This window comes from Pseudomonas sp. R3-18-08, assembly GCF_003852065.1.
GTDB lineage: Bacteria > Pseudomonadota > Gammaproteobacteria > Pseudomonadales > Pseudomonadaceae > Aquipseudomonas.
On record NZ_CP027729.1, the window covers coordinates 127036 to 153914 of the forward strand.

Below are 26879 nucleotides of genomic sequence, written 5' to 3' on the forward strand. Positions count from 1 at the left end.
CGGAGCGAGGCCTCGCTCCGATACAGCCGAGCAAATTCAATGCGGGCCCAAAGCCGCTCAGAGAAAGCCGATGGCCCTGAGGTACTCACAGCCCTTGCGTAAGAGTGCGGAGCTCTTTGGCGGATACTGTGTGCCCATTTGTTCCAGGCCCCACTGCGCGTTGCTGTAATGGATCATCGACGTGTCGCCGATGTCTTCACCCAACCCATCAAGGTAAAAGCCCAGTACGCCGAACAACGCATTGTCGTGGCGCACTGTGCGCAACGCCCGTTGCCAATGTTGAAGGCTTACCCGTTCGAAAGTGTGGCCGGCCTGGCTGAATGCATCAAGGTACTGGTCCCAGCTCAAATGTTGAGGATTGTGCAGGTTGAAGACGTTTCGCCCAGGGACAAAACGCGGGCTGTGAAACGCGATGAAGCGCGCCAGGAAGTCCACCGGCATCAGGTCGAAATTGCCCTCCATTCGAGGAACTCTGCCCAACTGCAGCGACCCTTTGAGCATCAACATCAACCGATTTTTATGGGGTTGGCAGACACCGTTCCGGCTGTTGAAACTGATATTCCCCGGCCGATGAATATTCACCCAGGTCCCTTGCTCGACTGCACGCCCCAACAACCGCTCGGCCACCCACTTCGAGAGGTTGTAGCCGTTTTTTACATAGAGTGGCAACGCGCGGCTTGCGGGTGCTTCGAGCACATACCCATCAGTGTCGAGGCGACTGCAGGCCGACAGTGTTGAAATGAAATTGAAAACTTTCTTACAGTGGGTCTCGCAAAGGTGCAGGCATTCAAACACCGGTTCGACGTTGTCGTTGGCCAGTGCTATGTAGTCCATCACATGGTTGACCTGCGCCGCATTGTGCACCAGCACACCATGATTGCGGGCGAGGTGGTCGTACGCCTCTGCAGACAGACCCAGGCGGGGTTGGCGCAGGTCGGCGGCATACACCTGCACTCGGCTCAGGTCCAACTGTTCCAGGCGGTATTCGCGCAACGCCTGAGAGAATCGGTCCGCCGCCGACTGGCCTGGGAGCGCCCGGACCAGGCACGCTACTTCCTGCGCCCCACCCGCCAGCAAGGCCTGGACGATGTGCACGCCGACAAAGCTGTTCGCCCCTGTGACAATCGCCTTGCGTGGATCCCCGGCGCGGGCCTCGGGCAGCACCTCAAGCGCCAAGGCTCGGGACGCATCTTTTTCCATCTGGCTGAACGATGTATTCGGCAGCGCTGCGCCCTCCATCTGCAAGGCCAGCGTACGAATCGTCGGCGCTTCAAAAAATTGGCTCAAGGAGAGGCTGCGGCCAAACTGCTCGCGCAGGCGCAGCAACAAGGTGGACAGCAGGATCGAATGGCCGCCCAGGTTGAAAAAGCTGTCGTCGATCGACACGTCACCGGCAGGCAACCCTAACAACTCCCCCCACAGGTCTACCAACTGCGCGTGGACTGGCGTGAGCGTGCTGCAATGCGTCATCTCCTGAGCGCGGGTAATCGGCGTCTCCCGCAACGCCTTGCGATCGATCTTGCCGTTGCTCGAAGCGGGCAGGCTCGGCAGCTCGCTCCAGGCGACAGGTTGCATATGCTCAGGCAGCCACTGCCGTGCGTGCTCCTTCAGGCTGGCCAGCGTGGCGCCGGGTTCGGGCTGGGCCGCAAAGCCGATGATTCTGTGCGTCTGATCAATCACCACTGCCACTTGGCGAAACAACCGACTGCTGCGCAGGCAGTGCTCGATCTCCTGAGGTTCGACCCGAAAACCGCGGATCTTGACCTGGTCATCCCGTCGGCCGCCCAACTCGATACCGTCTTGCGTCCATTTCGCCAGGTCGCCGCTGCGGTAAGCCTGCAGCCATTGCCCGTCGGGCAACGTCAGCTTGATGAAAGGGGAGTCGGCCTGCGGTGGTCCGTTCATATAGCCCAGGCTCACGCCCGGTCCTGCGAGGTACAGATCGCCCATCACCTGCTCGTCCACCGGTTGCAGGTGCTCGTCCAGGATCAAGACCTGGCTGTTGGCGATGGGCAGGCCGATATTGCGATTGCTATCACCGAGCCGAAACGTTCGATGGGTTGCCAGTACCGTGGCTTCGGTGGGGCCATAGAGGTTGTGAAACTGGCATTGGCCGGCCATTCGCTCGATCACGTAGGGTTCGCAAAAGTCGCCGCCGGTGAGCAGGTGGGCTAGGCCCAGCGGCTGGTCCAGCGGCAAGATGCCGAGCAGTGCCGGTGGCAAGAAAGCATGGGTGACGCGTTGCAGGCGAATCAGCTCGACCAATTGCCGGGGATCGTGACGTTGTTCTGCGCTGGGGACAATCAACGCTGCGCCCGCGATCAAGGCGGGAAAAATATCGATCAGTGACGAGTCAAAGCTCAGCGGTGAAAATTGCAGAACGCGACTCTTATCGTCCAGCGCCACACAGGTACCGAGCCAGGCCGTGAAATGCGCCAGATTATGTTGGCTGAGCAGCACACCCTTGGGTTGCCCCGTGGTGCCAGAGGTGAAAAGCGCCATGCACGGCGCATCGGCGTGGGGACGATGGCGCATCAGCGGCTGTGTGGAGTCGATGCCGTGTGGGGTGAGCGTACTGACATCAAGTGAAACGCACTTATCCCGCAACGGGTGCAGGCCATTTTCCAGTAATACGCCTGCACCTGCGCTTGTCAGCATGCTGTGCTGGCGTTTTACCGGATGGTCCGGAGACAGCGGCAAATACACCGCGCCACAGCCCAGCACCGCCAGAATGCTTGCGTAAAGCTCGGTAGATTTCTCCAGGCACACACCCACCACCGGTGTTTCAATGCCCTCCAACAGGGGCAGCAGGTGTTGCTGGATCGCCACGGCTTTTTCCTGAAGCTGGCGATAAGTCACCCTGCGCCCCGCAATATTCAGCGCTGTACGATCGGCGAAGGTATTCAGGCTGGCCTGCAACCGTTCGATCATGGGCACCTGTGCCGCCCGCAGCAGTACCGGATCGGCTGTACGGTTGAATCGATGCATGAACGCCAGTGACTCCAGTCCTCGCAAGCCCTGTTCGGGCAAGGTGCCCGGGTTGGCCGTTGCACAGAAATAACCAGGGTCTCTCGAGAATCCGCTGACCAATGACGCTACCCACTCCACCAGAGCGTGAGCCGCACGACGACGCAGGCGCTGGCCGTTGCCGCTGGGCTCCTCGGCGACGTCGTGCACGGCCAACAGGCGCCGATCACGGTCATAGCAGCGAAACTGCAGTGCGGGTAACCCAGTTTCGGACACGGAGCCGATGCCCAGGCGCAGGCTCATCCACGGCGCATCGGTGGATAAGGCTGACGGTGACTGGCTGCCGTCCTCAATCACCAGGTCGACCGACCCCGCCCCCGCGATATGCCCGTATTGTTCCAGAACCTGCTTGAGGGCCCCCAGTGCTTCACTTGCACCGCCCCATTCAATCGTCAAGCGCCTCATGCCAGCCTCCCCGCCGCGGGCAGGTAGTCGTCCAGTGCGCGTGCCACGCTTGGCGTGTGCAGCACGCCGCTGTGGTGCAGGAAGCTCATGATGTTGCCCATCAACGGGTGCTGGCGGGTAATAGGAAAATCCAACGCAACGATTTCATCCTGCAGCGCCAAACGAATATCGGTACTGACATCCAGGTGTTCGATCAACTGCAGGTCGAAGCCTTTCTGTATGTCGTTGGTCAGGTAATGGGCCAGAAAAGTCGGGAGCACGCCGGCAATGCTGTCGCGGTCTTGCGCGCTTGCCGACTGCCAGTAGATACGCACCAACTGTGTCCAGAACTGTGCGTGGCGCCCTTCATCGAACAGGTGATCAGCCATCAAGCCGCGTACGGACGACTTGATACTGTCGTCCTTGGAAAAGGCCGCCACATCATGGGTGACGGTGTTTTCGGCGATGGCCACGACAATCAACTCGACGGCATCGTGCAGGTGCTCCGGTGCCTGCGCCTGCGCGGCCGGCAAGGCGCGGCTCAGTTCGATCTGCCCCGGCAGGTCCAGGGGCTCGATACCGGTCAACGTCACGGCTTGCTGCAGGAAGTCCAGTGCCACCAATGCGTGGTAATCCTCATCCACCACGACGGTCATCGCATCGTAACGGCAGGCGAGGGGGAGGGGCAGCGAGAAGCGATTCTTGGCAATACGGCGGGCAAGCTTATCGACGATCTCGGTTTCGAAAACCACGATGTCATGGATGAATCGATAAAAGCTTTGCGCCAGCACAAAGTCGCGGCATTGCGAGCAGCGCTCGAGAAAGGTCGCACTCAGTACAAGGGGTTGGCGGCTCAGGGGATAGATCAGTTTGCCGTCGTTTTCCAACATGCGGCGCGGGCGTGTGCGGATGGTTGCGCGCCGCTCCCAGTCTTCGGCAAAGGAGTGATAGCCGGTGGCGCTCATGGGTGTACCTCATGCATTGAGGCGTGTACGTCGTCCCAGAAGGTCATGCGGCTTTCCAGGGCACCGAAGGCAGCGCTATCGGCTTGTCGCTGGCGAGTCGGGTCTGCGCCGATCAAATGCTGGAGCACCTGCTCCGCCGCCGGGCCGTGCTCCTGGCTATCCAACTCGATATGACGGTTGAGGTAGTGACACAAGATGGGTGCCTGACGAGCAATCAAGGGGCTGCTGCACAGAAGGCGCTCGAACATGGATGCAATGACGCCTTCACGACCATGCAGGAAGGCCGCCGCGACGCAATGGGTGGGTGCGCTGAGTGCGATCTGCCATGTGCTGTCGACAAAGCGCGGCACACCGGGGGGCGCACCGATCATTCGCAGCGCTGCGCTGACCTCTACACCCTGGTGTTGCAGGTCAATGAAACGTGCGATGACACGGGTATTGGCGCCCACCTCCGCCATGGCCTCCAGGTACAGCTCAAAGTGACTGCAATGGCCCCGCGTCGGATGTTCGTCCGACTCCTCGCCCAGCACGATTTCATTGATCAGGCGTGCGGCCTGCGGATTGGCCGGCGGGAGCCAGGGTATTTGGATGCAAGTAAGATCCTGCTGCAGGCGTTTGGTCAGGGTCATGAAGTCCCAAACCGCAAATACATGGCTTTCCATAAAGTGTTGTAGTTTGCTAAGAGAAGTTATTTCTGCAAATAACGGATGACTGCACAGTTGAAATTTCTTTTTTTCAAGCAAATGATGATGCATGGTTGACGCCTATGAAGTTGTTGCGACTGCTCTAGTTGCAGTGATGGATTTTGTAGTTGTTAGTTGGAAGATTAGCGTTAAGGCGCGCCCACGCGAGGAACGCTGGCTCAATACGCGAGCGGCAATTGCGAGGTTTTTGGGTGGGGCGCTGATAATAAGCTGATTAAACGTTTGGATGAGCTTGTGAATGTATTAAATAGTTTTGCGAACAAAAACTTCCCGAAGAAATAGTTGTTTGAAGTGTGAGAAGTTTCCTTATATGACGCCGATTTGAATAAGGCTTGCCGGCTTGTTCACAGTGTATCAACGCGGGACGCTTCCTTATAAGGAACGGTACCCCGCGATGCACAGGCTCAAAAACGGTAGGAGCCCCTTATAACGCAGCTGTCCTATTCGCAGTTTCGAGGCTATTGAGGTATCTATTGATGACCTCCATGCCTCGCATCAAGTGATTACGCAGTGTCAGGATGCTTTCGTCGATTTTCTTCTGCACCACCAGGTTGAGCAGTTCGCGGTGATCCTCCTGTGACGTCTCGCCCAGTCCCATCGCCTCGAGGTTGAAGCGCAGAAACCGCTCCTCTTCATTCAGCCCATGCTCCACCAATTTGAGCAGGCGATGGTTAGGCGCCTTGCCATACAGGATCATGTGAAACAGGCGATTGAGGCGACCGATCTCGCTGTAGTCTTTCTCGCATTCCAGCGCAGTGATACAGGCCTCTGCCTCGGCGATGTCCGATTCAGTGAGCAATGGGATCGACAAGCGCAAGGCTTCGGACTCCAACAGCATGCGCAGGGCATAGGTCTCAGCCGAATTGTCCTCGATCAAGGGCGCAACCACAGCGCCTTTGTGGGTCACCACATGCAGCAGGGATTGTGCCTCCAACTGGCGCAAAGCTTCGCGCACCGGCATACGGCTGACGCCGAACAGGCTGGCGAGTTCTTGCTGGCGCATAGCAGTGCCACAGGGCAATCGACCATCGAGAATGGCGTTACGCAACGTTTCTTCAATAACGGCGCGGGCAAGATGAGCAGGAATAGGTCCGCTGACCTTGATACTGCTTAAAGGGTTCGGCTTCTGCGTCACGGTTACGCTACCCTCCTTTTTGAATAATAGAGTGTGTTTATTGGATCCAATGAACACTAGAGATGGGTCAGGCACTTGTCAAACAGCCAGAGTTTCCGTTTGTAAGAGCCCACAGCGTGTATTTTGTACGTCCCACAGGAGGCGGTTATAAACTCGCTCCACCGATGAATGATCGCACTGTGCCATTGTTTTTTGTGAGACGAAGCTTCACCATCCCTTGAAATTCCGTCTCTTTTCATGGACTGAACGCCTTGGCGGTAAGTTTTATTCCCTATCGAGTTTTTTGCTGGCTCTTATCAGCGATCTTATTGGCCTGCCTGATGCTCGGCGGGCTGCATGCCGATTGGGATTTCTCGCAGATCAGCCGCAAGGCCAGCGCCTTGTACGGGCCGTTGGGCGAGGGCCAGCAACGCATTGACGCGTGGCAGCGGCTGCTGAGCACCGAAAAACAGGTCAGCGAGCAAGACCAGCTCAAGGTCGTCAACGTGTTCTTCAACAAACAAATGACCTACGTGGAAGACATTGATCTCTGGCGTGCGGTCGACTATTGGGAGACACCCATCGAAGCACTCTGGAAGGGCGCCGGTGACTGTGAAGACTACGCCATCGCCAAGTATTTCAGTTTGCGTCATCTGGGCGTGTCCAGCGATAAATTGCGCATTACCTACGTCAAGGCCTTGCGTCAGAATCGTGCGCACATGGTCCTGACCTACTATTCGACCCCCGACGCGATCCCCTTGGTGCTCGACAGCCTGATGGACGACATTCTGCCGGCAACCCGCCGTACCGATTTGATCCCGGTGTATTCATTCAACGCCGAGGGGCTGTACCTGCCCGGCGCCAAGGGCAACAAGAAAGTCGGCGATACCAAACGCTTGTCGCGCTGGCAGGATGTGTTGAGAAAAATGCGTGCGGAAGGCTTCCCAGCCGAGCCTGCCAACTAGGAGTAACTGATCGGATGTCTTTGTTCAAACAGCTGTTGATCGCAATCTGTCTGTTCCTGGTGGTCGCCTTCAGCGGCAGCTTCATGGTCAGCCTGGAAAGTTCGCGCACGCAGTACGTCAACCAATTGCGCTCCCATGCGCAGGATGCCGCGACGGCACTGGCGCTGTCGCTGACCCCCAATATCGATGACCCGGCCATGGTCGAGTTGCTGGTCAGCTCGATCTTCGACAGCGGTTACTACGCCAGCATCCGTGTGGTGGACCTGGCCACGGACCAAACCATCGTTGAGCGCAGCGGCATACCCGACAACAATGGCGTGCCCCCTTGGTTTGTAAAATTGATCGGCCTGGAGCCGGCCGGTGGTGATGCGCTGGTGAGCCGTGGTTGGGAGCAGGCGGCGCGAGTCGAGGTGGTCAGCCATCCGATGTTCGCCCTGGCCAAGCTCTGGCAGAGCGCCCTGGGCAGCCTTGGCTGGTTGCTGCTGTGCGGTGCGGTCAGCGTGGTGCTCGGCGGGCTGTTGCTGCGCCGGCAATTAAAGCCGTTGGACTATATGGTCAAGCAGTCCCACGCGATCGCCCGTCGGGAATTCCTCAGCCTGCCTGACCTGCCGCGCACGCCGGAGTTGCGCCGGGTGGTGCAGGCCATGAACCAAATGGTGGAAAAGCTCAAGGCGCTGTTCCAGGAGCAGGCCGAGCGCAGCGAAAAGTTGCGCACCGAATCCTATCAGGACAACCTCACCGGCCTGGCCAACCGCCGCTATTTCGAAATGCAGCTCAACGCCCGCGTCAGCAACCCCGAAGAAACCAACTCCGGCTACTTGCTGGTGTTGCGCGTCAAGGACTTGGCCGGCCTGAACCAGCGCCTGGGCGGCCAGCGTACCGACCAGCTGCTGCAAGCGGTCGGCGAACAACTGCTGCGCCAGTGCGAGCCGTACCCGGAAACCCATAACCTCGTGACCCGTATTCGTGGCGGCGAATTCGCCGTGCTGGCGCCTGGGCTCACCCGTGAAGAAGCGCTGCAATTGGCGCAGAACCTTGAAAGCACGTTGCTCAGCCTGCAGGCCACCGGCGCCAGCGATGTTACGCCCGTGGCCTACATCGGCCTGGCACCGTTCAACCATGGCGATGCGCCGCAGGCGCTGCTGACCCTCGCCGACCAAGCTTTGGCTCAAGCCGAAGGGCAGGGTGACAGCACCTGGGCGTGCCTCGACCACAGTGCCGCCGCCAGCGTCGGTGACGATCACCATGCCTGGCACACACTGTTGGACCAGGCGCTGACCCAACAGCGTTTCGAGTTGTACTTCCAGCCGGTCGTGGCCAGCCAGGATCCGCAATTGGTCTTGCACTACAAAGTGCTGTCGCGCTTGCAGGACTTCGACGGCCATACCCTACCCGCCGGGCGTTTCCTGCCGTGGCTCGAGCGCTTCGGCTGGTCGGCCCGCCTGGACCGCATGATGCTCGAGCTAGTGCTCAAACAGATGAGCGGCCACAGCCACAATCTGGCGCTGAACCTCTCAGCCGCAACCTTGCAGGATCCTCAGGCACTGCAACGCATTTATGAGCTGCTGCGCCAGCACAGCAACCTGGGCTCGCGCCTCACCCTGGAGATCGGTGAAGAGCAACTGCCGGAACAGCTTGTGCTGGAGCAGATGACCCAGCGCCTGCGCGAGTTGGGCTTTTCCCTGAGCCTTCAGCGTTTCGGCGGGCGATTCAGCATGATCGGCAACCTGGCCCGCCTGGGCCTGGCGTACTTGAAAATCGACGGCAGCTACATCCGCGACATCGACCAGGAAAGCGACAAGCGCCTGTTTATCGAAGCCATCCAGCGCGCGGCCCACAGCATCGATCTGCCGTTGATTGCCGAACGTGTGGAGACCGAAGGTGAGCTGAAGGTGATTCGTGAGATGGGGATTTTTGGGGTGCAGGGCCAGCTGTTCGGCGAGCCCGCGCCCTGGAAATAACGCAGATCCAATGTGGGAGGGGGCTTGCTCCCGATTGCGGCGTATCAGTCACCCAAATATCGACTGATTTACCGCTATCGGGAGCAAGCCCCCTCCCACATTTCAGATAAGCCCTTTCTCATCATCATTGATCAACTGGCTCAACCCACCCAACGCTTCCCGCGCCTGGTTACGGTCCATCAATTTGGCCTGAGCCGCAGGCGGCAGGTCAGTTACGCTGATGACGCCCTTGCGGGTGAGCACCTGGATCAAGTCGTCCAGTACCCGGATCATCTCCAGGTCACTCTGCTTGAGCTGGGCCAGGCTGGTTTCCACCACTTCGTTGGCGTACCAGGCCTGGATCTCATGGTGATCGGCCGGCAGTGTTTCGGTGGATCCGGCAAAGGCAGCGGCCTCTACGCGACTCAACGCGCCCTGCGCATCACGTTGCACGTAAAACATAAGAACCCCTCGAAAAAAGCCACACATCGTCAGCCGCATAGGCCGGCCGTGTGTTGATAAGCGCGAGTATGCGATGCAACCGGCCGCCAGGGCCAGCAACGTATCGCCCAAATAAATCGGCCGCCTCGAGGGCGGCCGATAAACCCAAGCTTAGGCGGTGTGATCGATCTTGATGGTCGGGTCGGCACCGCTGATCAGCGAGTTGATGTTGGTGTGGGACCAATCATTGCCTTCCAGCTTGATGGTCACGTCCGCATTGGCCAGGCCACCGGCGGCGTTGAGCTTGCCATCGCTGCTCACTTGCAGGGTCGACACGCCTTCTACCGTGGTGATCTTGAGGTAGTTGTCGATGGTGCTGTCCGTCTCGCCCTTCAACAGATCACGCAGGTCAATCCGATCACCTTCCGACGCCTTGAAGTCCTTGATCACATCGTTGCCGATGTCACCGGCTTTCCACACGAAGGTGTCGGCACCCGAACCGCCGATCAGGATGTCGTTGCCCTGACCGCCCATCAACGTGTCGTTGCCGGTACCGCCCAGCAAGATGTCATTGCCCTTGCCGCCGTCCAGCACGTCGTTGCCGCCCTGGCCGAACAGAATGTCATCGCCATTGCCGCCGAGCAGCGTGTCGTTGCCGTCCTTGGCGCCGGACACGTTGAAGTCCGCGTAATGCTCGGTGACGTACTGGTGCACATTCGAAGTGGTAACCGCCGAGACAGCCACACCGGCTTTCTGTGCCACGAAAGCCTGCAGGGCGTTGTAACCCTCGCCGGTCACCCCGCTGAAGCTCACCAGGTCGCCAAAGAGGATGTCATTGCCGTCGCCACCGCTGATGCTGTCCGCGCCTGGCAAAGTGGCCTCGGTGTGGCCGAGGATGGCATTGGCCAGGTCCTTCGGATCGATATTGGCCTGTGGCTTGCCGTCGCTGTCGTAAGGCTTCAGGTCGCTGAGGCTGATGTCGCTGTTGATGCCGATCGCCTCCACTTGCGACAGCCCGCCCAGCAACGCAAAGGCGCTCTTGGAGTTGGCCGCTGTTGCGGTGTCGGTGCTGTTGCCACGGCCGTCAAGATTGGACAGCTCAAAGGTGCCGTCGCCCTGAGCGCGGACCGTGCCCAGATTGTAGGCCGTCCACCAGAAGCCGTTCGAGGTTTGCAGTTGAGCGGCACCCGAGGCGTCGATGCTCAAGTAATGGGTGTTATCCAGGTACTTGCCGACTGCGGTCCCGGGTGTGTAGTTGGCCGTCGTTACCACATCATCGAACTTGACGTTGCCGTACAGCGTCGGGTTGGTCTGCTCGCCGCTCTGGTAGAACGTCGGCTGGCCGTCGGTGATGAAGTACGTCAGGTTAGTCGCACCGGTGTTTTTGCTCGCCAGGTCGCTCTGGAAGAAGTTGGCGGTGGTCTTGAACACGTCTTCGTAGTTGGTGCCGCCTTCCGACACCATCGAGTCCAGCACCACTTTGAGCTGGGCCAGCGCATTGGGGGCATTGAGGTTGATGGCAATCGACTTGTTCACTTGGCTATCGAAGTCGGCCAGGAAGATATTCACCGTGCCCGACGTATTGGCGCCCAGGCTGTTTTTCAGCGAGTTGAACACCGTGGTCAACGAAGCCTTCGCCGCGTCGATCGATGCGGTGCTCATGCTGCCGGAGCTGTCCACCATGAACGCGATGTTGTAGTTCTTGCCCTGCACCACGTTCAGGCCGCCGATGTCGGCTACCACGATGTCGTTGCCATCGCTGCCGATAATCGAGTCGCTGCCCGACGTGCCGGTTACCGAGTTATACGCCGCCGGGTAGACCGTCACCGGCAATTGCGCGGTGGTGGTCGCCGAGCCGCCGATGCTTTCGGTCGACGTCGAGGTCACGGTCAGGTTGAACTGGCCGCTGTAATAGGTCGGCGGCTTGATGGTCAGGGTGCCCAGGTCCCAGCCGCTGACGTTGACTTCGCCCACGGTTTTCGTCGCCGTGAAGGTGTGTCCCGAAGCGTCGGTAAGCACCGAGCCTGCCGGAATGCCACCGATCTTCACCGCCAGGGTTTCCGAACCATCGGTGTCGGTCAGCGCGGTGGTGATCTTGGACAATTTGACGCTGCCGTTTTCCAGGCCTTCGTTGAGCTTATAACCCACGTAGTAACCGTCACCGTTGCTGCCATGCAGGTCGGACACGGTCACGCCGGCGTTGGTCAGGTCGGCGATGCCGGTGTACAGCGGGATGTTGCTGGTGCTCAAGTTCTGCGTCGCGCCGCCATTGATCGACAGGTTGACGTCATAGCTGCCGGGGCCCGCCTGGTTGGCCTGATAGATCTCAAGGCTGTAGTAACCGCTGACCGCCGGCGTGAACGTGCCGCTGAACTTGCCGCTGTTGGTGCCCCACAGGCCGCTGGCCACGTCTTTACCGCCGACGTTGATGAGCAGGCTGTCATCGGCGACGCCGCTGAAGGTGTAGTTCTTGCCGGCTTCCATGTACATCAGGCCGGAGATTTTTCCGCCTGAACCGGGGGTAACGTCGGTGGTGGATTCGACATTGGTCACCACCGCGGTGCTGTTCGGCGTGCCGGCGCCATCGATGGCTTTTTTCAGCACGTCCGGTGCGGCGCCGTTGCCGTTGGTGCCAAGGCCGGGAAGGCTGTTCCAGCTCTGCTTGATCAGGCCGACCGAGTTGACGTTGTTGTCAGCCACACCCAGGGTTGGCGCGTCGGCCACCGGGGTGATGTCGACTTTCACCGTGGCGCTGGTGCCCAGGTCCTTGCCGTCGGTGGGCTGGAACTTGAACTGTGCGTAATCGGCCTGCTTGTTACCGATGCCCGTGCCGCCATAACCGTCGGCGCCGGACTCGTTGGCGTTTGGCGTAAAGCGTAACTGGCCGCCATCGATCTGGGCTTTGGTAAAGGTCTGGCCGCTGGTCACGTTGGTCCAGGTGGTGCCGTCGGTTGCCAGGTATTGCAGTTTGCCGGCCACTGGCAGGTCGGTGATTTTCACGCCGAGGCTGGCTGATGGCGAGTCCACGTCGCTCACGCCGAAGTTGGCCCAGGTCAAGGCCAGCGCAGTGTCTTCCGTGCCGGTCACGGCCCCGCCCGTTGCCACTGGCGCATCGTTGACCGCCACCACGTTGACTGTGGTGGTGGCGACGTTGGAGTAATTGCCGCCGTCGGTTACCGCCACGGTAATGGTGCGCGGCGTGGTGCTTGGGTCGTGGCTGGTGTTGGTGAACGTGATGTTCTGGATACGCTGCATGTAGTCAGCCAGCGTCGCGCTGCCCGACAACGTCAGGGTGATGGTGCCCGTCTGATTGTTGGTGCTGACGCTGATGCCGTTCACGCTGTTGCCCAGGTTCAAGGCATCACCGGCTTGGGCGTTGGTCAGGGTGACCGTTGCGCCGGTCAGCAGGGTGCTGTCCGGGTCGGTGATCTTGATATCGGTGTCGGCAATCGACACACCCGGCCCGGCGGTGCCTTCGGTGAAGGTGGTCTTGAAGTCGTTGCCACTGGCACCGCTGGAGTTGTTGGCGTCCAGGTCGATAACCGGCGGCGCATCGTTGTCGAGGATGTCAGTGCTGACCGTGCCCTTGTCGATCACCAGGTTCTCGAAGTTGCCCCCGGTGGCCTTGTCGATGGTGACGACGATTTTTTCGGTCGGCTCGGTGATTCGGTCGTCAAGCGTGCGGATATCAAACGGCACGCTGCTGGCGCCGGCCGGGATCTTCACGGTGTACACACCATTGAAATCCGAACCATCGGTGGCCGTGCCGCTGTACTTGAGAGTGACGGTTACATCGGTTTGCGCCGGGTTGCTCAAGGCCAGGGTGTAGTGCGCCGTACCGCCCTCGGTCACCGAAGCGTCGCCGCTGATGCTGAGGGTGGTGTTGGTGACCACATCCGTGACTTTGGTGACCACGGTGCTGCCGTCGACCATCAAGTGCTCGTATTTGTCGCCGCCACTGCCTACGGCACTGATTTTGGCGGTGACATCATTGGCGCCAACATACGCATCGTTCGGCGCGGTGGCGGTGGTGAAGCTGCTGGACTTGCCGTTGCCGATGGTAATGGTCGAGCCATTATCCAGCTTCACCACCAGGTCGGAACCAACGTTGGCCACTGCCGCACCATTTTTGTCGACCAGCGACGCGGTGTAAACGATCTGCCCGCCCTCGCTGACCGAACCCGTGGCCTTGAGCACCACGGTTACATCGTCGATGGTGTCGTTGATCGTCGTCGTTGCGCCATTGCCTGCGACTGCCAGTTTTTCGAAGTTGCCGCCAGTGGTTTCGGTGATCTTGACGGTCTGGGTGCTCTTGTCGATGAACACGTCATCGGTAGGGGCAGGCACAGTTACGGTGCCGACGGTGTCGCCCGCTTTGATGGTGATCGACGAGCCGTTGTCGAGCTTCAGCGTGACGTCACTGCCCGCTTTATTAGAGAGCGTAGCGGTGTAAGTGATCTGGCCACCTTCGCTAACGGCGCTTGGCGCGGTCAAAGTGACAGTGGTGGTATCAGCAGTACCCGGTGTATCCGTGACGGTCGTGTTAACCGCTGTAGTTCCCGGCACCAGATTTTCGAAATGTTCGCCACCGGTCACGCCTTTGATGGCTGCGGTGACGGTTTGATCACCTTTGTAAACGTCGTTCGGTGCCACGGTGGTGAGCGTGCCGCTGGATTGGTTCACACCGATGGTGATGGTTTTGCCGTTATCCAGGGTGACGGTCAGCGGATTGGTGATGTTATTCACCGGCGTGCCGTTTTTATCCACAAGGCTGGCGCTGTAGACGATGTTTCCGCCTTCGCCGACGGTAGGAGTGGCGGTCAGGACCACATCGACCTTATCGATGGTGTCGTTGATCGTGGTGGTTGCGCCGTTGCCCGCAACTTCCAGTTTCTCGAAGTTGCCGCCGGAAGCGTCGGTGATCTTGACGGTCTGGGTGCTCTTATCGATAAACACATCATCGGTCGGAGCAGGCACGGTCACGGTGCCGACAGTGTCGCCAGCCTTAACAATGATCGAGGAGCCGTTATCCAACTTCAGCGTAACGTCACTGCCTGCTTTATTAGAAAGCGTAGCGGTGTAGGTGATCTGTCCACCTTCGGTGACGGCGCTTGGCGCGGTCAGCGTGACGGTGGTGGTGTTATCAGTGCCTGGGGTGTCAGTCACAGTTGTAGTGACTTTATCGGTACCCGGAACTAGGTTTTCGAAGTGTTCGCCACCGGTCACGTCCTTGATAGCGGCCGTGATGGTCTGGTCGCCCTTGTACACGTCATCCGGTGCAACAACCGAAACGCTACCGCTCGATTGGTTCACACCAATGGTGATGCTCTGGCCGTTATCCAACGTGACGGTCAGCGGGTTAGTGATGTTGCTCACCGGCGTGCCGTTTTTATCCACAAGGCTGGCGGTGTAAACGATGTTGCCGCCTTCGCCAACGGTGGTGGTGGCGGTCAGAACTACATCGACCTTATCGATGGTGTCGTTAGTTGTGGTGGTCGCACCATTACCCGTAACTTCCAGTTTCTCGAAGTTGCCGCCAGAAGCGTCGGTGATTTTGACGGTCTGAGTGCTCTTGTCGACGAACACGTCATCGCTTGGCGCTGGCACGGTCACAGTGCCGACGGTGTCGCCAGCCTTGATAGTAATGCTCGAACCGTTATCCAACTTCAGGGTGACGTCACTGCCGGCCTTGTTGCTCAAGGTCGCGGTGTAGGTGATCTGTCCACCTTCGTTGACGGCGCTTGGCGCGGTCAGCGTGACGGTGGTGGTGTTATCAGTGCCTGGGGTGTCAGTCACAGTTGTAGTGACTTTATCGGTACCCGGAACTAGGTTTTCGAAGTGCTCGCCACCGGTCACGTCCTTGATAGCGGCCGTGACGGTCTGGTCGCCCTTGTACACGTCATCCGGTGCAACAACCGAAACGCTACCGCTCGATTGGTTCACACCAATGGTGATGCTCTGGCCGTTATCCAACGTGACGGTCAGCGGGTTAGTGATGTTGCTCACTGGCGTGCCGTTTTTATCCACAAGGCTGGCGGTGTAGACAATGTTGCCGCCTTCGCCAACGGTGGTGGTGGCGGTCAGAACCACGTCGACCTTGTCGATGGTGTCGTTAGTTGTGGTGGTCGCACCCTTGCCCGCAACTTCAAGCTTCTCAAAGTTGCCGCCCGTGGCGTCAGTGATCTGAACGGTTTGAGTGCTCTTATCGATAAATACATCATCGCTAGGCGCAGGCACCGTCACAGTGCCGACGGTCGCGCCAGCCTTGATGGTGATGTTCGAACCGTTGTCGAGTTTCAGCGTGACATCAGTGCCGGCCTTGTTTGAAAGCGTGGCGGTATACGTAATCTGCCCACCTTCGTTGACGGCGTTTGGCGCGGTCAGCGTGACGGTAGTGGTGTTGTCGGTACCCGGTGTGTCAGTAACGGTGGTGTTAACCGGAGTAGTACCAGGCACCAAGTTTTCGAAATGCTCGCCACCGGTAACGCCTTTGATGGCGGTCGTGACGGTCTGGTCGCCCTTGTAAACGTCATCCGGTGCAACAACCGAAACAGAACCGCTCGACTGATTCACACCAATGGTGATGCTCTGGCCATTATCCAAAGTGACGGTCAGCGGGTTGGTGATGTTGGTCACCGGCGCGCCGTTTTTATCCACAAGGCTGGCGGTGTAGACGATGTTGCCGCCTTCGCCAACGGTAGGAGCGGCGGTCAGGACGACGTCAACTTTGTCGATGGTGTCGTTGATGGTGGTGGTTGCGCCGTTGCCTGCAACTTCCAGTTTTTCGAAGTTGCCGCCAGTAGTCTCGGTGATCTGAACGGTCTGAGTGCTTTTGTCAATAAACACGTCATCGGTAGGCGCAGGGACGGTCACGGTGCCAACGGTATCGCCGGCTTTGATGGTGATCGAAGAGCCGTTGTCCAGCTTCAGAGTGACGTCACTGCCGGCCTTGTTGCTCAACGTTGCGGTGTAGCTGATCTGGCCGCCTTCGTTAACCGCGCTTGGTGCGGTCAGCGTAACGGTGGTGGTGTTATCCGTGCCCGGCGTATCGGTAACGGTCGTGTTGACCGGAGCAGTACCAGGCACGAGGTTTTCGAAATGCTCGCCACCGGTCACGCCCTTGATAGCGGCCGTGACGGTCTGGTCGCCCTTGTACACGTCATCCGGAGCCACAACCGAAACAGAACCGCTCGACTGATTCACGCCAATCGTGATGCTCTGGCCATTATCCAAAGTGACGGTCAGCGGGTTGGTGATGTTGCTCACCGGCGCGCCGTTTTTATCCACAAGGCTGGCGGTGTAGACGATGTTGCCGCCTTCGCCAACGGTAGGAGCGGCGGTCAGGACGACGTCAACTTTGTCGATGGTGTCGTTGATGGTGGTGGTTGCGCCATTACCCGCAACTTCCAGTTTTTCGAAATTGCCGCCCGTGGCTTCAGTGATCTTGACCGTTTGAGTGCTCTTATCGATAAACACGTCATCGGTAGGCGCAGGGACGGTCACGGTGCCAACGGTATCGCCGGCTTTGATGGTGATGCTCGAGCCGTTATCCAACTTCAGGGTGACGTCGCTGCCTGCTTTGTTGGAAAGCGTGGCGGTGTAGGTAATCTGACCGCCTTCGTTCGCTTCAGCCGGAGCCGTCAGCGTCACTGTGGTGGCGTTGTCAGTGCCGGGAGTATCAGTAACGGTGGTATTGACCGGCGTGGTGCCCGGCACTAGGTTTTCGAAGTGCTCACCGCCAGTGACAGTCTGAATGGCAGTGGTGACGGTCTGGTCGCCTTTGTAAACATCATCCGGTGCCACGGCGGTGACCGTGCCGCTCGATTGGTTTACCCCGATGGTGATGCTCTGGCCATTATCCAAAGTGACGGTCAGCGGGTTGGTGATGTTGGTCACCGGCGTACCGTTCTTATCCACAAGGCTGGCGGTGTAGACGATGTTGCCGCCTTCGCCAACGGTAGGAGTGGCGGTCAGAACAACATCGACCTTGTCGATGGTGTCGTTGATTGTGGTGGTTGCGCCATTGCCTGCGACTTCCAGTTTCTCGAAGTTGCCGCCCGTGGCGTCAGTGATCTTGACCGTTTGAGTGCTCTTGTCGATGAACACATCATCGGTCGGAGCAGGCACAGTTACAGTGCCGACGGTATCGCCAGCCTTGATGGTGATGCTCGAGCCGTTATCCAACTTCAGGGTGACGTCGCTGCCTGCTTTGTTGGAAAGCGTGGCGGTGTAAGTGACCTGACCACCTTCGTTAACCGCACTTGGCGCGGTCAGCGTAACGGTAGTGGTGTTGTCGGTACCCGGTGTATCGGTAACAGTGGTGTTAACCGGAGTAGTACCTGGCACCAGGTTTTCGAAATGCTCGCCCCCGGTCACGCCTTTGATAGCAGCGGTGACGGTCTGGTCGCCCTTGTACACATCATCCGGAGCCGCGACCGAAACAGAACCACTCGACTGGTTCACACCAATGGTAATGCTCTGGCCGTTATCTAAGGTGACGGTCAGCGGGTTCGTGATGTTGTTCACCGGCGCGCCATTCTTATCCACAAGGCTGGCGGTGTAGACGATGCTGCCACCTTCGCCGATGGTAGGAGTGGCGGTCAGAACTACATCGACCTTGTCGATGGTGTCGTTGATCGTGGTGGTGGCGCCATTGCCCGCGACTTCCAGTTTTTCGAAGTTGCCGCCCGTGGCGTCAGTGATCTTGACCGTTTGAGTGCTCTTGTCGATAAACACGTCATCAGTCGGAGCAGGCACGGTCACGGTGCCGGCGGTATCGCCAGCCTTGATGATGATGCTCGAACCGTTGTCGAGTTTCAGCGTGACATCAGTACCTGCCTTGTTGCTCAAGGTGGCGGTGTAGGTGATCTGACCACCTTCGTTGACTGCGCTTGGCGCGGTCAGCGTGACGGTAGTGGTGTTGTTGGTACCCGGTGTGTCGGTAACAGTGGTGTTAACCGGAGTAGTACCTGGCACCAGATTTTCGAAATGTTCGCCACCGGTCACGCCTTTGATAGCTGCGGTGACGGTCTGGTCGCCCTTGTACACATCATCCGGAGCCACAACCGAAACACTACCGCTCGTTTGGTTTACACCGATGGTAATGCTCTGGCCGTTATCCAACGTCACGGTCAGCGGATTGGTGATGTTATTCACCGGCGTACCGTTCTTATCCACAAGGCTGGCGGTGTAGACGATGTTGCCACCTTCGCCGATGGTAGGAGTGGCGGTCAGAACTACATCGACCTTGTCGATGGTGTCGTTGATCGTGGTGGTGGCGCCATTGCCCGCGACTTCCAGTTTTTCGAAGTTGCCGCCAGTGGTTTCAGTGATCTGAACAGTCTGGGTGCTCTTATCGATAAACACGTCATCGGTCGGTGCGGGTACGGTCACCGTACCGACGGTGTCACCCGCTTTGATGGTGATCGACGAGCCATTATCCAACTTCAGGGTGACGTCAGTACCGGCCTTGTTGCTCAAGGTCGCGGTATACGTAATCTGACCACCTTCGTTCGCTCCAGCCGGAGCAGTCAGCGTAACGGTGGTGGCGTTGTCAGTGCCTGGGGTGTCAGTAACGGTCGTGTTGACCGGAGCGGTACCCGGCACTAAATTCTCGAAATGCTCGCCACCGGTCACGCCATTGATAGCAGCGGTGACGGTTTGATCGCCTTTGTAGACATCATCCGGCGCAACAACCGAAACAGAACCGCTCGATTGGTTTACACCAATGGTGATGCTCTGCCCGTTATCCAGGGTGACGGTCAGCGGATTGGTGATGTTAGTCACCGGCGCACCGTTTTTATCCACAAGGCTGGCGGTGTAGACGATGCTGCCGCCTTCGCCAACGGTAGGAGTGGCGGTCAGAACTACATCGACCTTGTCGATGGTGTCGTTGATTGTGGTGGTTGCACCGTTACCTGCAACTTCCAGTTTCTCGAAGTTGCCGCCAGAAGCGTCGGTGATTTTGACGGTCTGGCTGCTCTTATCGATAAACACGTCATCGGTAGGTGCAGGCACAGTCACGGTGCCGACGGTGTCGCCAGCCTTAACAATGATCGAGGAGCCGTTATCCAACTTCAGGGTGACGTCGCTGCCTGCTTTGTTGGAAAGCGTGGCGGTGTAAGTGACCTGACCACCTTCGTTAACCGCACTTGGCGCGGTCAGCGTGACGGTAGTGGTGTTGTCGGTACCCGGTGTGTCGGTAACAGTGGTGTTAACCGGAGTAGCACCTGGCACCAGGTTTTCGAAGTGCTCGCTCCCTGTCACGCCTTTGATAGCGGTCGTGACGGTCTGGTCGCCCTTGTACACATCATCCGGAGCCACAACCGAAACAGAGCCGCTCGATTGGTTTACCCCAATGGTGATGCTCTGGCCGTTATCCAACGTCACGGTCAGCGGATTGGTGAGGTTGGTCACCGGCGTGCCGTTCTTATCCACCAGGCTGGCGGTGTAGACGATGCTGCCGCCTTCGCCAACGGTAGGAGTGGCGGTCAGAACCACATCGACCTTATCGATGGTGTCGTTGATTGTGGTGGTCGCACCATTACCCGCAACTTCCAGTTTCTCAAAGTTGCCGCCAGAAGCGTCGGTGATTTTGACGGTCTGAGTGCTCTTATCGATGAATACGTCATCGGTCGGAGCAGGTACGGTCACCGTGCCAACGGTGTCGCCAGCCTTGATGGTAATGCTCGAACCGTTATCCAACTTCAGGGTGACGTCGCTGCCTGCTTTGTTGGAAAGCGTGGCGGTGTAAGTGACCTGACCACCTTCGTTAACCGCACTTGGCGCGGTCAGCGTGACGGTAGTGGTGTTGTCGGTACCCGGTGTGTCGGTAACAGTGGTGTTAACCGGAGTAGTACCTGGCACCAGGTTTTCGAAATGCTCGCCACCGGTCACGCCTTTGATAGCAGCGGTGACGGTCTGGTCGCCCTTGTACACGTCATCCGGAGCAGCAACCGAAACAGAACCGCTCGACTGATTCACACCAATGGTGATGCTCTGGCCGTTATCCAACGTCACGGTCAGCGGGTTCGTGATGTTGTTCACCGGCGCGCCATTCTTATCCACAAGGCTGGCGGTGTAGACGATATTGCCGCCTTCGCCGATGGTAGGAGTGGCGGTCAGGACGACGTCAACTTTGTCGATGGTGTCGTTGATCGTGGTGGTTGCGCCGTTGCCTGCAACTTCCAGCTTCTCGAAATTACCGCCAGTGGTTTCGGTGATCTGAACGGTCTGGGTGCTCTTATCGATGAATACGTCATCGGTCGGAGCAGGTACGGTCACCGTGCCAACGGTGTCGCCAGCCTTGATGGTAATGCTCGAACCGTTATCCAACTTCAGGGTGACGTCGCTGCCTGCTTTGTTGGAAAGCGTGGCGGTGTAAGTGACCTGGCCACCTTCGTTGACTGCGGTTGGCGCGGTCAGCGTGACGGTTGTGGTGTTGTCGGTATCCGGTGTGTCGGTAACAGTGGTGTTAACCGGAGTAGCACCTGGCACCAGGTTTTCGAAATGCTCGCCACCGGTCACGCCTTTGATAGCAGCGGTGACGGTCTGGTCGCCCTTGTACACATCATCCGGAGCCACAACCGAAACAGAACCGCTCGATTGGTTTACCCCAATGGTGATGCTCTCGCCGTTATCCAACGTCACGGTCAGCGGATTGGTGATGTTGGTCACCGGCGCGCCGTTTTTATCCACAAGGCTGGCGGTGTAGACGATGTTGCCGCCCTCGCCGACGGTAGGAGTGGCGGTCAGGACGACGTCAACTTTGTCGATGGTGTCGTTAATTGTCGTCGTCGCACCGTTACCCGCAACTTCCAGTTTTTCGAAGTTGCCGCCAGTGGTTTCAGTGATCTGAACAGTCTGACTGCTGTTGTCGATGAACACGTCATCGGTCGGTGCGGGTACGGTCACAGTACCGACGGTGTCACCCGCTTTGATGGTGATCGACGAGCCATTAGCCAGCTTCAAAGTTACGTCAGTACCGGCCTTGTTGCTCAAGGTCGCGGTGTACGTAATCTGACCACCTTCGTTCGCTTCAGCCGGAGCAGTCAGCGTCACTGTGGTGGCTTTGTCAGTGCCTGGGGTGTCAGTAACGGTCGTGTTGACCGGAGCAGTACCTGGCACCAAATTCTCGAAATGCTCGCCACCGGTCACGCCATTGATAGCGGTGCTGACAGTTTGATCGCCTTTGTAGACATCATCCGGCGCAACAACCGAAACGCTACCGCTCGTTTGGTTTACACCAATGGTAATGCTCTGGCCGTTATCCAACGTCACGGTCAGCGGGTTGGTAATGTTAGTCACCGGCGCGCCGTTTTTATCCACAAGGCTGGCGGTGTAAACGATGTTTCCGCCTTCGCCAACGGTGGTGGTGGCGGTCAGAACTACATTGACCTTGTCGATGGTGTCGTTAATTGTCGTCGTCGCACCGTTACCCGCAACTTCCAGTTTTTCGAAGTTGCCACCAGTAGTCTCGGTGATCTGAACAGTCTGGGTGCTCTTATCGATAAACACGTCATCGGTAGGTGCAGGCACCGTCACAGTGCCAACGGTATCGCCGGCCTTGATGGTGATGCTCGAACCGTTGTCCAACTTCAGCGTGACGTCGCTGCCGGCTTTATTAGAAAGCGTAGCGGTGTAGGTGATCTGACCACCTTCGTTCGCCTCGGCCGGAGCTGTCAGCGTGACGGTCGTAGTGTCGATGGAGTCGGTAATGGTGGTAACCGCTGGCGTCGTACTCGGCACCAGGTTTTCAAAGTTGCCGCCGGTGGCACCAGTAATGGTGGTGCTGATGGTGCTGCCGTTGACGTAGACATCGTTCGGCGGCGTGTCGACGACCACGCTGCCCACCGACTCGCCCGCCTTGATAGTGATCACCGAGCCATTGCTCAAGGTGACGTTCACCGGCGTCTGCGCCGGGTTGGTCAAGGTCGCGGTGTAAGTGATCTGGCCGCCTTCGGTCACGCTCGTGTCGGCAGTCAGCGTGACGGCGGTGGTATCGACCGAATCAGTGATGGTCGTAACGGCAGGCGTTGTGCTCGGTACCAGGTTTTCAAAGTTGCCGCCGGTCGCGCCCGTAATCGTGGTGCTGACAGTCGAACCGTTAACGTAGACATCGTTAGCCGGGGTATCGACCACAACGGTGCCCGTCGACTCGCCGGCCTTGATAGTGATCACCGAGCCATTGCTCAAGGTGACGTTCACCGGCGTCTGCGCAGGGTTGGTCAGGGTGGCGGTGTAGGTGATCTGGCCGCCTTCGGTCACGGCCGTGTCGGCTGTCAGCGTAACGGCGGTGGTATCGACCGAATCAGTGATGGTCGTAACGGCAGGCGTGGTGCTCGGTACCAGGTTTTCAAAGTTGCCGCCCGTAGCACCGGTAATCGTGGTGCTGACAGTCGAACCGTTAACGTAGACATCATTAGCCGGGGTATCGACCACCACGGTGCCCACGGACTCGCCGGCCTTGATAGTGATCACCGAGCCATTGCTCAAGGTGACGTTCACCGGCGTCTGCGCCGGGTTGGTCAGGGTGGCGGTGTAGGTGATCTGGCCGCCTTCGGCCACGCTCGTGTCGGCAGTCAACGTAACGGCGGTGGCGTCGACCGAATCAGTGATGGTCGTAACGGCAGGCGTTGTGCTCGGTACCAGGTTTTCAAAGTTGCCGCCGGTGGCACCCGTGATGGTGGTGCTGATGGTGCTGCCGTTGACGTAGACATCGTTCGGCGGCGTGTCGACGACCGCGCTGCCCACCGACTCGCCCGCCTTAATAGTGATCACCGAGCCATTGCTCAAGGTGACGTTCACCGGCGTCTGCGCCGGGTTGGTCAAGGTCGCGGTGTAAGTAATCTGGCCGCCTTCGGTCACGCTCGTGTCGGCAGTCAGCGTGACGGCGGTGGTATCGACCGAATCAGTGATGGTCGTAACGGCAGGCGTTGTGCTCGGTACCAGGTTTTCAAAATTACCGCCGGTGGCACCGGTGATCGTGATGCTGACGGTCGAACCATTAACGTAGACATCGTTGGCCGGGGTGTCGACCACCACGGTGCCCGTCGACTCGCCGGCCTTGATAGTGATCACCGAGCCATTGCTCAGGGTGACGTTCACCGGCGTCTGCGCAGGATTGGTCAGGGTAGCGGTGTAGGTGATCTGGCCACCTTCGGTGACGGCCGTGTCGGCTGTCAGCGTAACGGCGGTGGCGTCGACCGAATCAGTGATGGTCGCAACCGCAGGCGTGGTGCTCGGCACCAGGTTTTCAAAGTCGCCGCCGGTTGCGCTGGTAATCGTGGTGCTGACAGTCGACCCGTTAACGTAGACGTCGTTGGCCGGAGTATCGACCACCACGGTGCCCACGGACTCTCCGGCCTTAATAGTGATCACCGAGCCATTGCTCAGGGTCACGTTCACTGGCGTCTGTGCCGGGTTAGTCAGGGTGGCGGTGTAAGTGATCTGGCCGCCTTCGGTCACGCTCGTGTCGGCAGTCAGCGTAACGGCGGTGGCGTCGACCGAATCAGTGATGTTCGTAACGGCAGGCGTTGTGCTCGGTACCAGGTTTTCAAAGTTGCCGCCGGTGGCACCGGTGATCGTGGTGCTGACAGTCGACCCATTAACGTAGACATCGTTAGCCGGGGTATCGACTACAACGGTGCCCGTCGACTCGCCGGCCTTGATAGTAATCACCGAGCCATTGCTCAAAGTGACAGTCACCGGCGTCTGCGCCGGGTTGGTCAGGGTCGCGGTGTAAGTAATCTGCCCGCCTTCGGTCACGCTAGAACCGGCCGTCAAGGTCACGGTGGTGGTGTCGAGGGTATCGGTAATCTGTGTCACGGCCGGGTTAGGGTCGAGGGTCAGCACCAGGTTGTTGCCGCCGGTGGTCCCGGTGACGTTGACGCTGATCTGGCTGGCGTCGATGTAGGGGCTGTCGTTAGGTGCGAGGGGCACGTTGACGGTGCCGGTCAACTGGCCGGACGGGATGGTGATCACCGCGCCGTTGGACAGGGTGACGGTCAGGTCGCTGGTGCCGGGTTGGGTCACGGTGGCGGTGTAGGTCAGCACGCCTCCGGCTTCGGTGATGCTGGGCGTGGCGCTCAGGCTCAGGGTCGCAGGCTGCAGCGCCAGGTTGCCGTTGCCGGTAGAAGCCTGGGCACCCGTAAAGGTGTTCAGGGTTGACGTGCCCTGGCCGATAGGGGCGGTGGGAAAGCCAATGGTCGGATCGACACGGCCGGCGGTCGCGTCCAGCACTACAAAGCTGTGGCCCCCGCCTGCGGCGCCATTACCGGCAGCGGTTGCGCCAGCGGCCGTGGCTTCCAGGTCGGTGGTCGGGTCGGCGCCGGCGGCGATGGCTTGTTGCAGTTCGGCTACCGATGGCGCGGCCTGTTCGGTGGCGGCGGCCAGGTCGGCAGTGGAGTCCGGCATGTCGGCGCTCCACTGGGTGTCGCGGCCCAGGTCCAGGGTGCGCCCATCAGCCAGTTCCAGGCTCACCGCGCCCGACAGGCCTGTGTCAATCTGGTCGCCCGCGAACAGGCGGTCACCCTCAACCAGGACACGGCGCGTGCCTTCCGGAGAAATAACGAACACTTGACCAACAATGCTTTTGACGATGGCAACAACATTGCTCATTAAATATTTCTCCGGCGATCCGTTTCTAATGATTTCCATGTGGCCACTAAAGAGTAGGGCCAAACTGGAGGGGGCGTAGTCTAGATAGTTACTGGCGTCAAATATTTGGCTGGAATTTTTAGTTATCTAGTTTATGCCAAACTATTGACCTTATGGCCGCCATCCTAAACAATCGCCTCCGTAATGTCACATTGATATTTATGCGGCGAACCGTCCTACATGTGTGAAGCAGTTCCGCTTTTTGAACTTTCCGACGTACGGTCATTACGGTAGCCATTATCCGACGCGGCGGCGCCAATCGCTGTGATTTGAGACAAGAAGTCCTGGGGAATTTTTTAATGCGTCTGCACCTGCTTAAGGCAATACCGTTCGTTCTCGCCGCCAGTTTTGTCCAAGCCCAAACATTGCCCCAAGCCATGCAGCAGGCGCTGGATGTGCACCCTGAGATTCAGGCAGGTGTGAACAGCCGTATCGCCGCCGATTACCAGTTGCGTGCGGCGCAGGGCGGGTATCTGCCGCGTGTCGATTTGAATGCCGGCTATGGCCGTGCAGGCACCGATAACGCCTCCACCCGCCTCGCCAATGGCACGGGCGGCAACCACTGGGAAACCCTCAATCGCGGCGAGTCCAGCCTGCGCCTGCAACAAATGATTTTTGACGGTTTCGCCACCTCCAGCGAAGTCGGGCGTCAACAAGCCAACGTCAACGCCCGTGCCTACTCCCTGCTCGGTACATCCGAGCGCACGGCGTTGACCGTTGCCCAGGTCTACCTGGAAGTGTTGACCCGTCGCGAGTTCGTGCGCCTGGCCGAAGACAACCTGCGCAACCACGAACGCATTTACGATCAGATCAAGCTGCGCACCCAGCGTGGCGTCGGTAACGGCGCCGACCAGGACCAGGCCGAAGCGCGTCTGGCCCAGGCCCGCAACAACCTGATCACCGAGCAGACCAACCTGGCGGATGCGCAAACCAACTACCTCAGCGCCGTAGGCCAGATGCCCGACCAGCTTGAGCGCCCGGCGCCGTTCATGGCCATGCTCCCGGCCGACCTGAATGAAGCGCGTCGCCAGATGCTCGACAACAGCCCGGTCCTGCGCTCGGCCGAGTCGGACATCTCTGCCGCCGAGGAGCAGTATGCCGCCGCCAAGTCCAGCTTCTACCCGCGCTTTGATGCTGAGCTTGGCACTAACGCCGACAACAACGTCGGCGGTGACGCCAACCACAGCAACGGCTGGGAAGCCATGGTGCGCATGCGCTTCAACCTGTTTGCCGGTGGCAGCAACAAGGCCGACCTGCAATCGAAGTCGTACCAGGCCAACCAGGCCCTGGACATCCGCAACAACGCGCTGCGCCAGCTCAATGAAGAACTGGGCCTGGCCTGGAACGCCCTGAACAACGCCAACGCGCAACTGCCGGTGGCCCAGCAGTATGTGGACCACAGTTCCCGCGTGCGCACCTCCTACCAGCAACAGTTCAGCCTGGGCCAACGTACCCTGCTGGACTTGCTCGACAGCGAGAACGAATTGTTCACCGCTTCGCGTCGTCTGGAAGAGATCAAGAACATTCAGTTATTTACTCAGTACCGAATCAAGGCGACCATGGGCCAATTGCTCAAAAGCCAAGGCGTAGTCGCTCCAATGGCCTCCATCGTGCAAAACGATGTGAAGCCCAAAGTCCAGCTGCCTGGGATGAACTGAGTCACCCCATAGCCCCATCTGTTA

9 protein-coding genes are annotated in these 26879 nt (G+C 58.9%); 3 read left to right on the forward strand and 6 right to left on the reverse strand.

Annotated elements, in window-relative coordinates:
- Positions 1-57: 57 nt before the first annotated feature.
- The 4 genes from C4J92_RS00610 to C4J92_RS00625 all read right to left on the reverse strand — a co-directional run bounded on the left by C4J92_RS00610 (position 58) and on the right by C4J92_RS00625 (position 6215).
- Positions 58-3432 carry an amino acid adenylation domain-containing protein gene (locus C4J92_RS00610; RefSeq protein WP_124402617.1) on the reverse strand — a complete coding sequence of 1125 codons (3375 nt, stop codon included), beginning with the start codon at positions 3430-3432 and terminating at the stop codon, positions 58-60.
- Positions 3429-4376: a diiron oxygenase gene (locus tag C4J92_RS00615; RefSeq protein WP_124402618.1), complete on the reverse strand. Its 948-nt coding sequence runs from the start codon at positions 4374-4376 to the stop codon at positions 3429-3431. Before C4J92_RS00615 ends, C4J92_RS00610 begins: the two co-directional genes overlap by 4 nt.
- Positions 4373-5131 (reverse strand): DUF3050 domain-containing protein, encoded by a 759-nt coding sequence (locus C4J92_RS00620; protein WP_124402619.1) that lies wholly within the window; start codon positions 5129-5131, stop codon positions 4373-4375. The genes C4J92_RS00615 and C4J92_RS00620 overlap by 4 nt, the downstream gene beginning before the upstream one ends.
- Positions 5132-5504: 373 nt before the next feature.
- A complete protein-coding gene (locus C4J92_RS00625; protein ID WP_124369113.1) occupies positions 5505-6215 on the reverse strand; it encodes a GntR family transcriptional regulator in 711 nt (236 codons plus the stop codon).
- Positions 6216-6466: 251 nt separating this feature from the next.
- Between C4J92_RS00625 and lapG the strand changes: the two genes are divergently transcribed.
- The gene (gene lapG, locus C4J92_RS00630) at positions 6467-7159 is read left to right on the forward strand and encodes a cysteine protease LapG (protein ID WP_124402620.1); all 693 of its coding nucleotides are present in this window, start codon (positions 6467-6469) and stop codon (positions 7157-7159) included.
- Positions 7160-7173: 14 nt separating this feature from the next.
- Positions 7174-9120, forward strand: a complete 1947-nt coding sequence (gene lapD / locus C4J92_RS00635) for a cyclic di-GMP receptor LapD (RefSeq protein WP_124402621.1) — start codon at positions 7174-7176, stop codon at positions 9118-9120.
- A 102-nt stretch (positions 9121-9222) separates the two neighbouring features.
- Here the strand turns inward: lapD and C4J92_RS00640 are convergent, their stop codons facing one another.
- Both C4J92_RS00640 and C4J92_RS00645 read right to left on the reverse strand, forming a co-directional pair.
- The gene (locus tag C4J92_RS00640; protein ID WP_124402622.1) at positions 9223-9561 is read right to left on the reverse strand and encodes a tryptophan synthase subunit beta; all 339 of its coding nucleotides are present in this window, start codon (positions 9559-9561) and stop codon (positions 9223-9225) included.
- A gap of 150 nt (positions 9562-9711) precedes the next feature.
- The gene (locus C4J92_RS00645) at positions 9712-25158 is read right to left on the reverse strand and encodes a LapA family giant adhesin (protein WP_124402623.1); all 15447 of its coding nucleotides are present in this window, start codon (positions 25156-25158) and stop codon (positions 9712-9714) included.
- 338 nt (positions 25159-25496) lie between these two features.
- Here C4J92_RS00645 and C4J92_RS00650 point away from each other — a divergent pair, with 338 nt between their 5' ends.
- Entirely contained in the window at positions 25497-26855 is a 1359-nt protein-coding gene (locus C4J92_RS00650) for a TolC family outer membrane protein (protein ID WP_124369117.1), read from the forward strand.
- The last annotated feature ends 24 nt before the right edge of the window (positions 26856-26879 follow it).

Coding starts and splice junctions, on each gene's coding strand:
- C4J92_RS00610 (WP_124402617.1), bottom strand. CDS start 3,432: ATGAGGCGCTTGACGATTGAATGGGGCGGTGCAAGTGAAGCACTGGGG.
- C4J92_RS00615 (WP_124402618.1), bottom strand. CDS start 4,376: ATGAGCGCCACCGGCTATCACTCCTTTGCCGAAGACTGGGAGCGGCGC.
- C4J92_RS00620 (WP_124402619.1), bottom strand. CDS start 5,131: ATGCATCATCATTTGCTTGAAAAAAAGAAATTTCAACTGTGCAGTCAT.
- lapD (WP_124402621.1), top strand. CDS start 7,174: ATGTCTTTGTTCAAACAGCTGTTGATCGCAATCTGTCTGTTCCTGGTG.
- C4J92_RS00640 (WP_124402622.1), bottom strand. CDS start 9,561: ATGTTTTACGTGCAACGTGATGCGCAGGGCGCGTTGAGTCGCGTAGAG.
- C4J92_RS00645 (WP_124402623.1), bottom strand. CDS start 25,158: ATGAGCAATGTTGTTGCCATCGTCAAAAGCATTGTTGGTCAAGTGTTC.
- C4J92_RS00650 (WP_124369117.1), top strand. CDS start 25,497: ATGCGTCTGCACCTGCTTAAGGCAATACCGTTCGTTCTCGCCGCCAGT.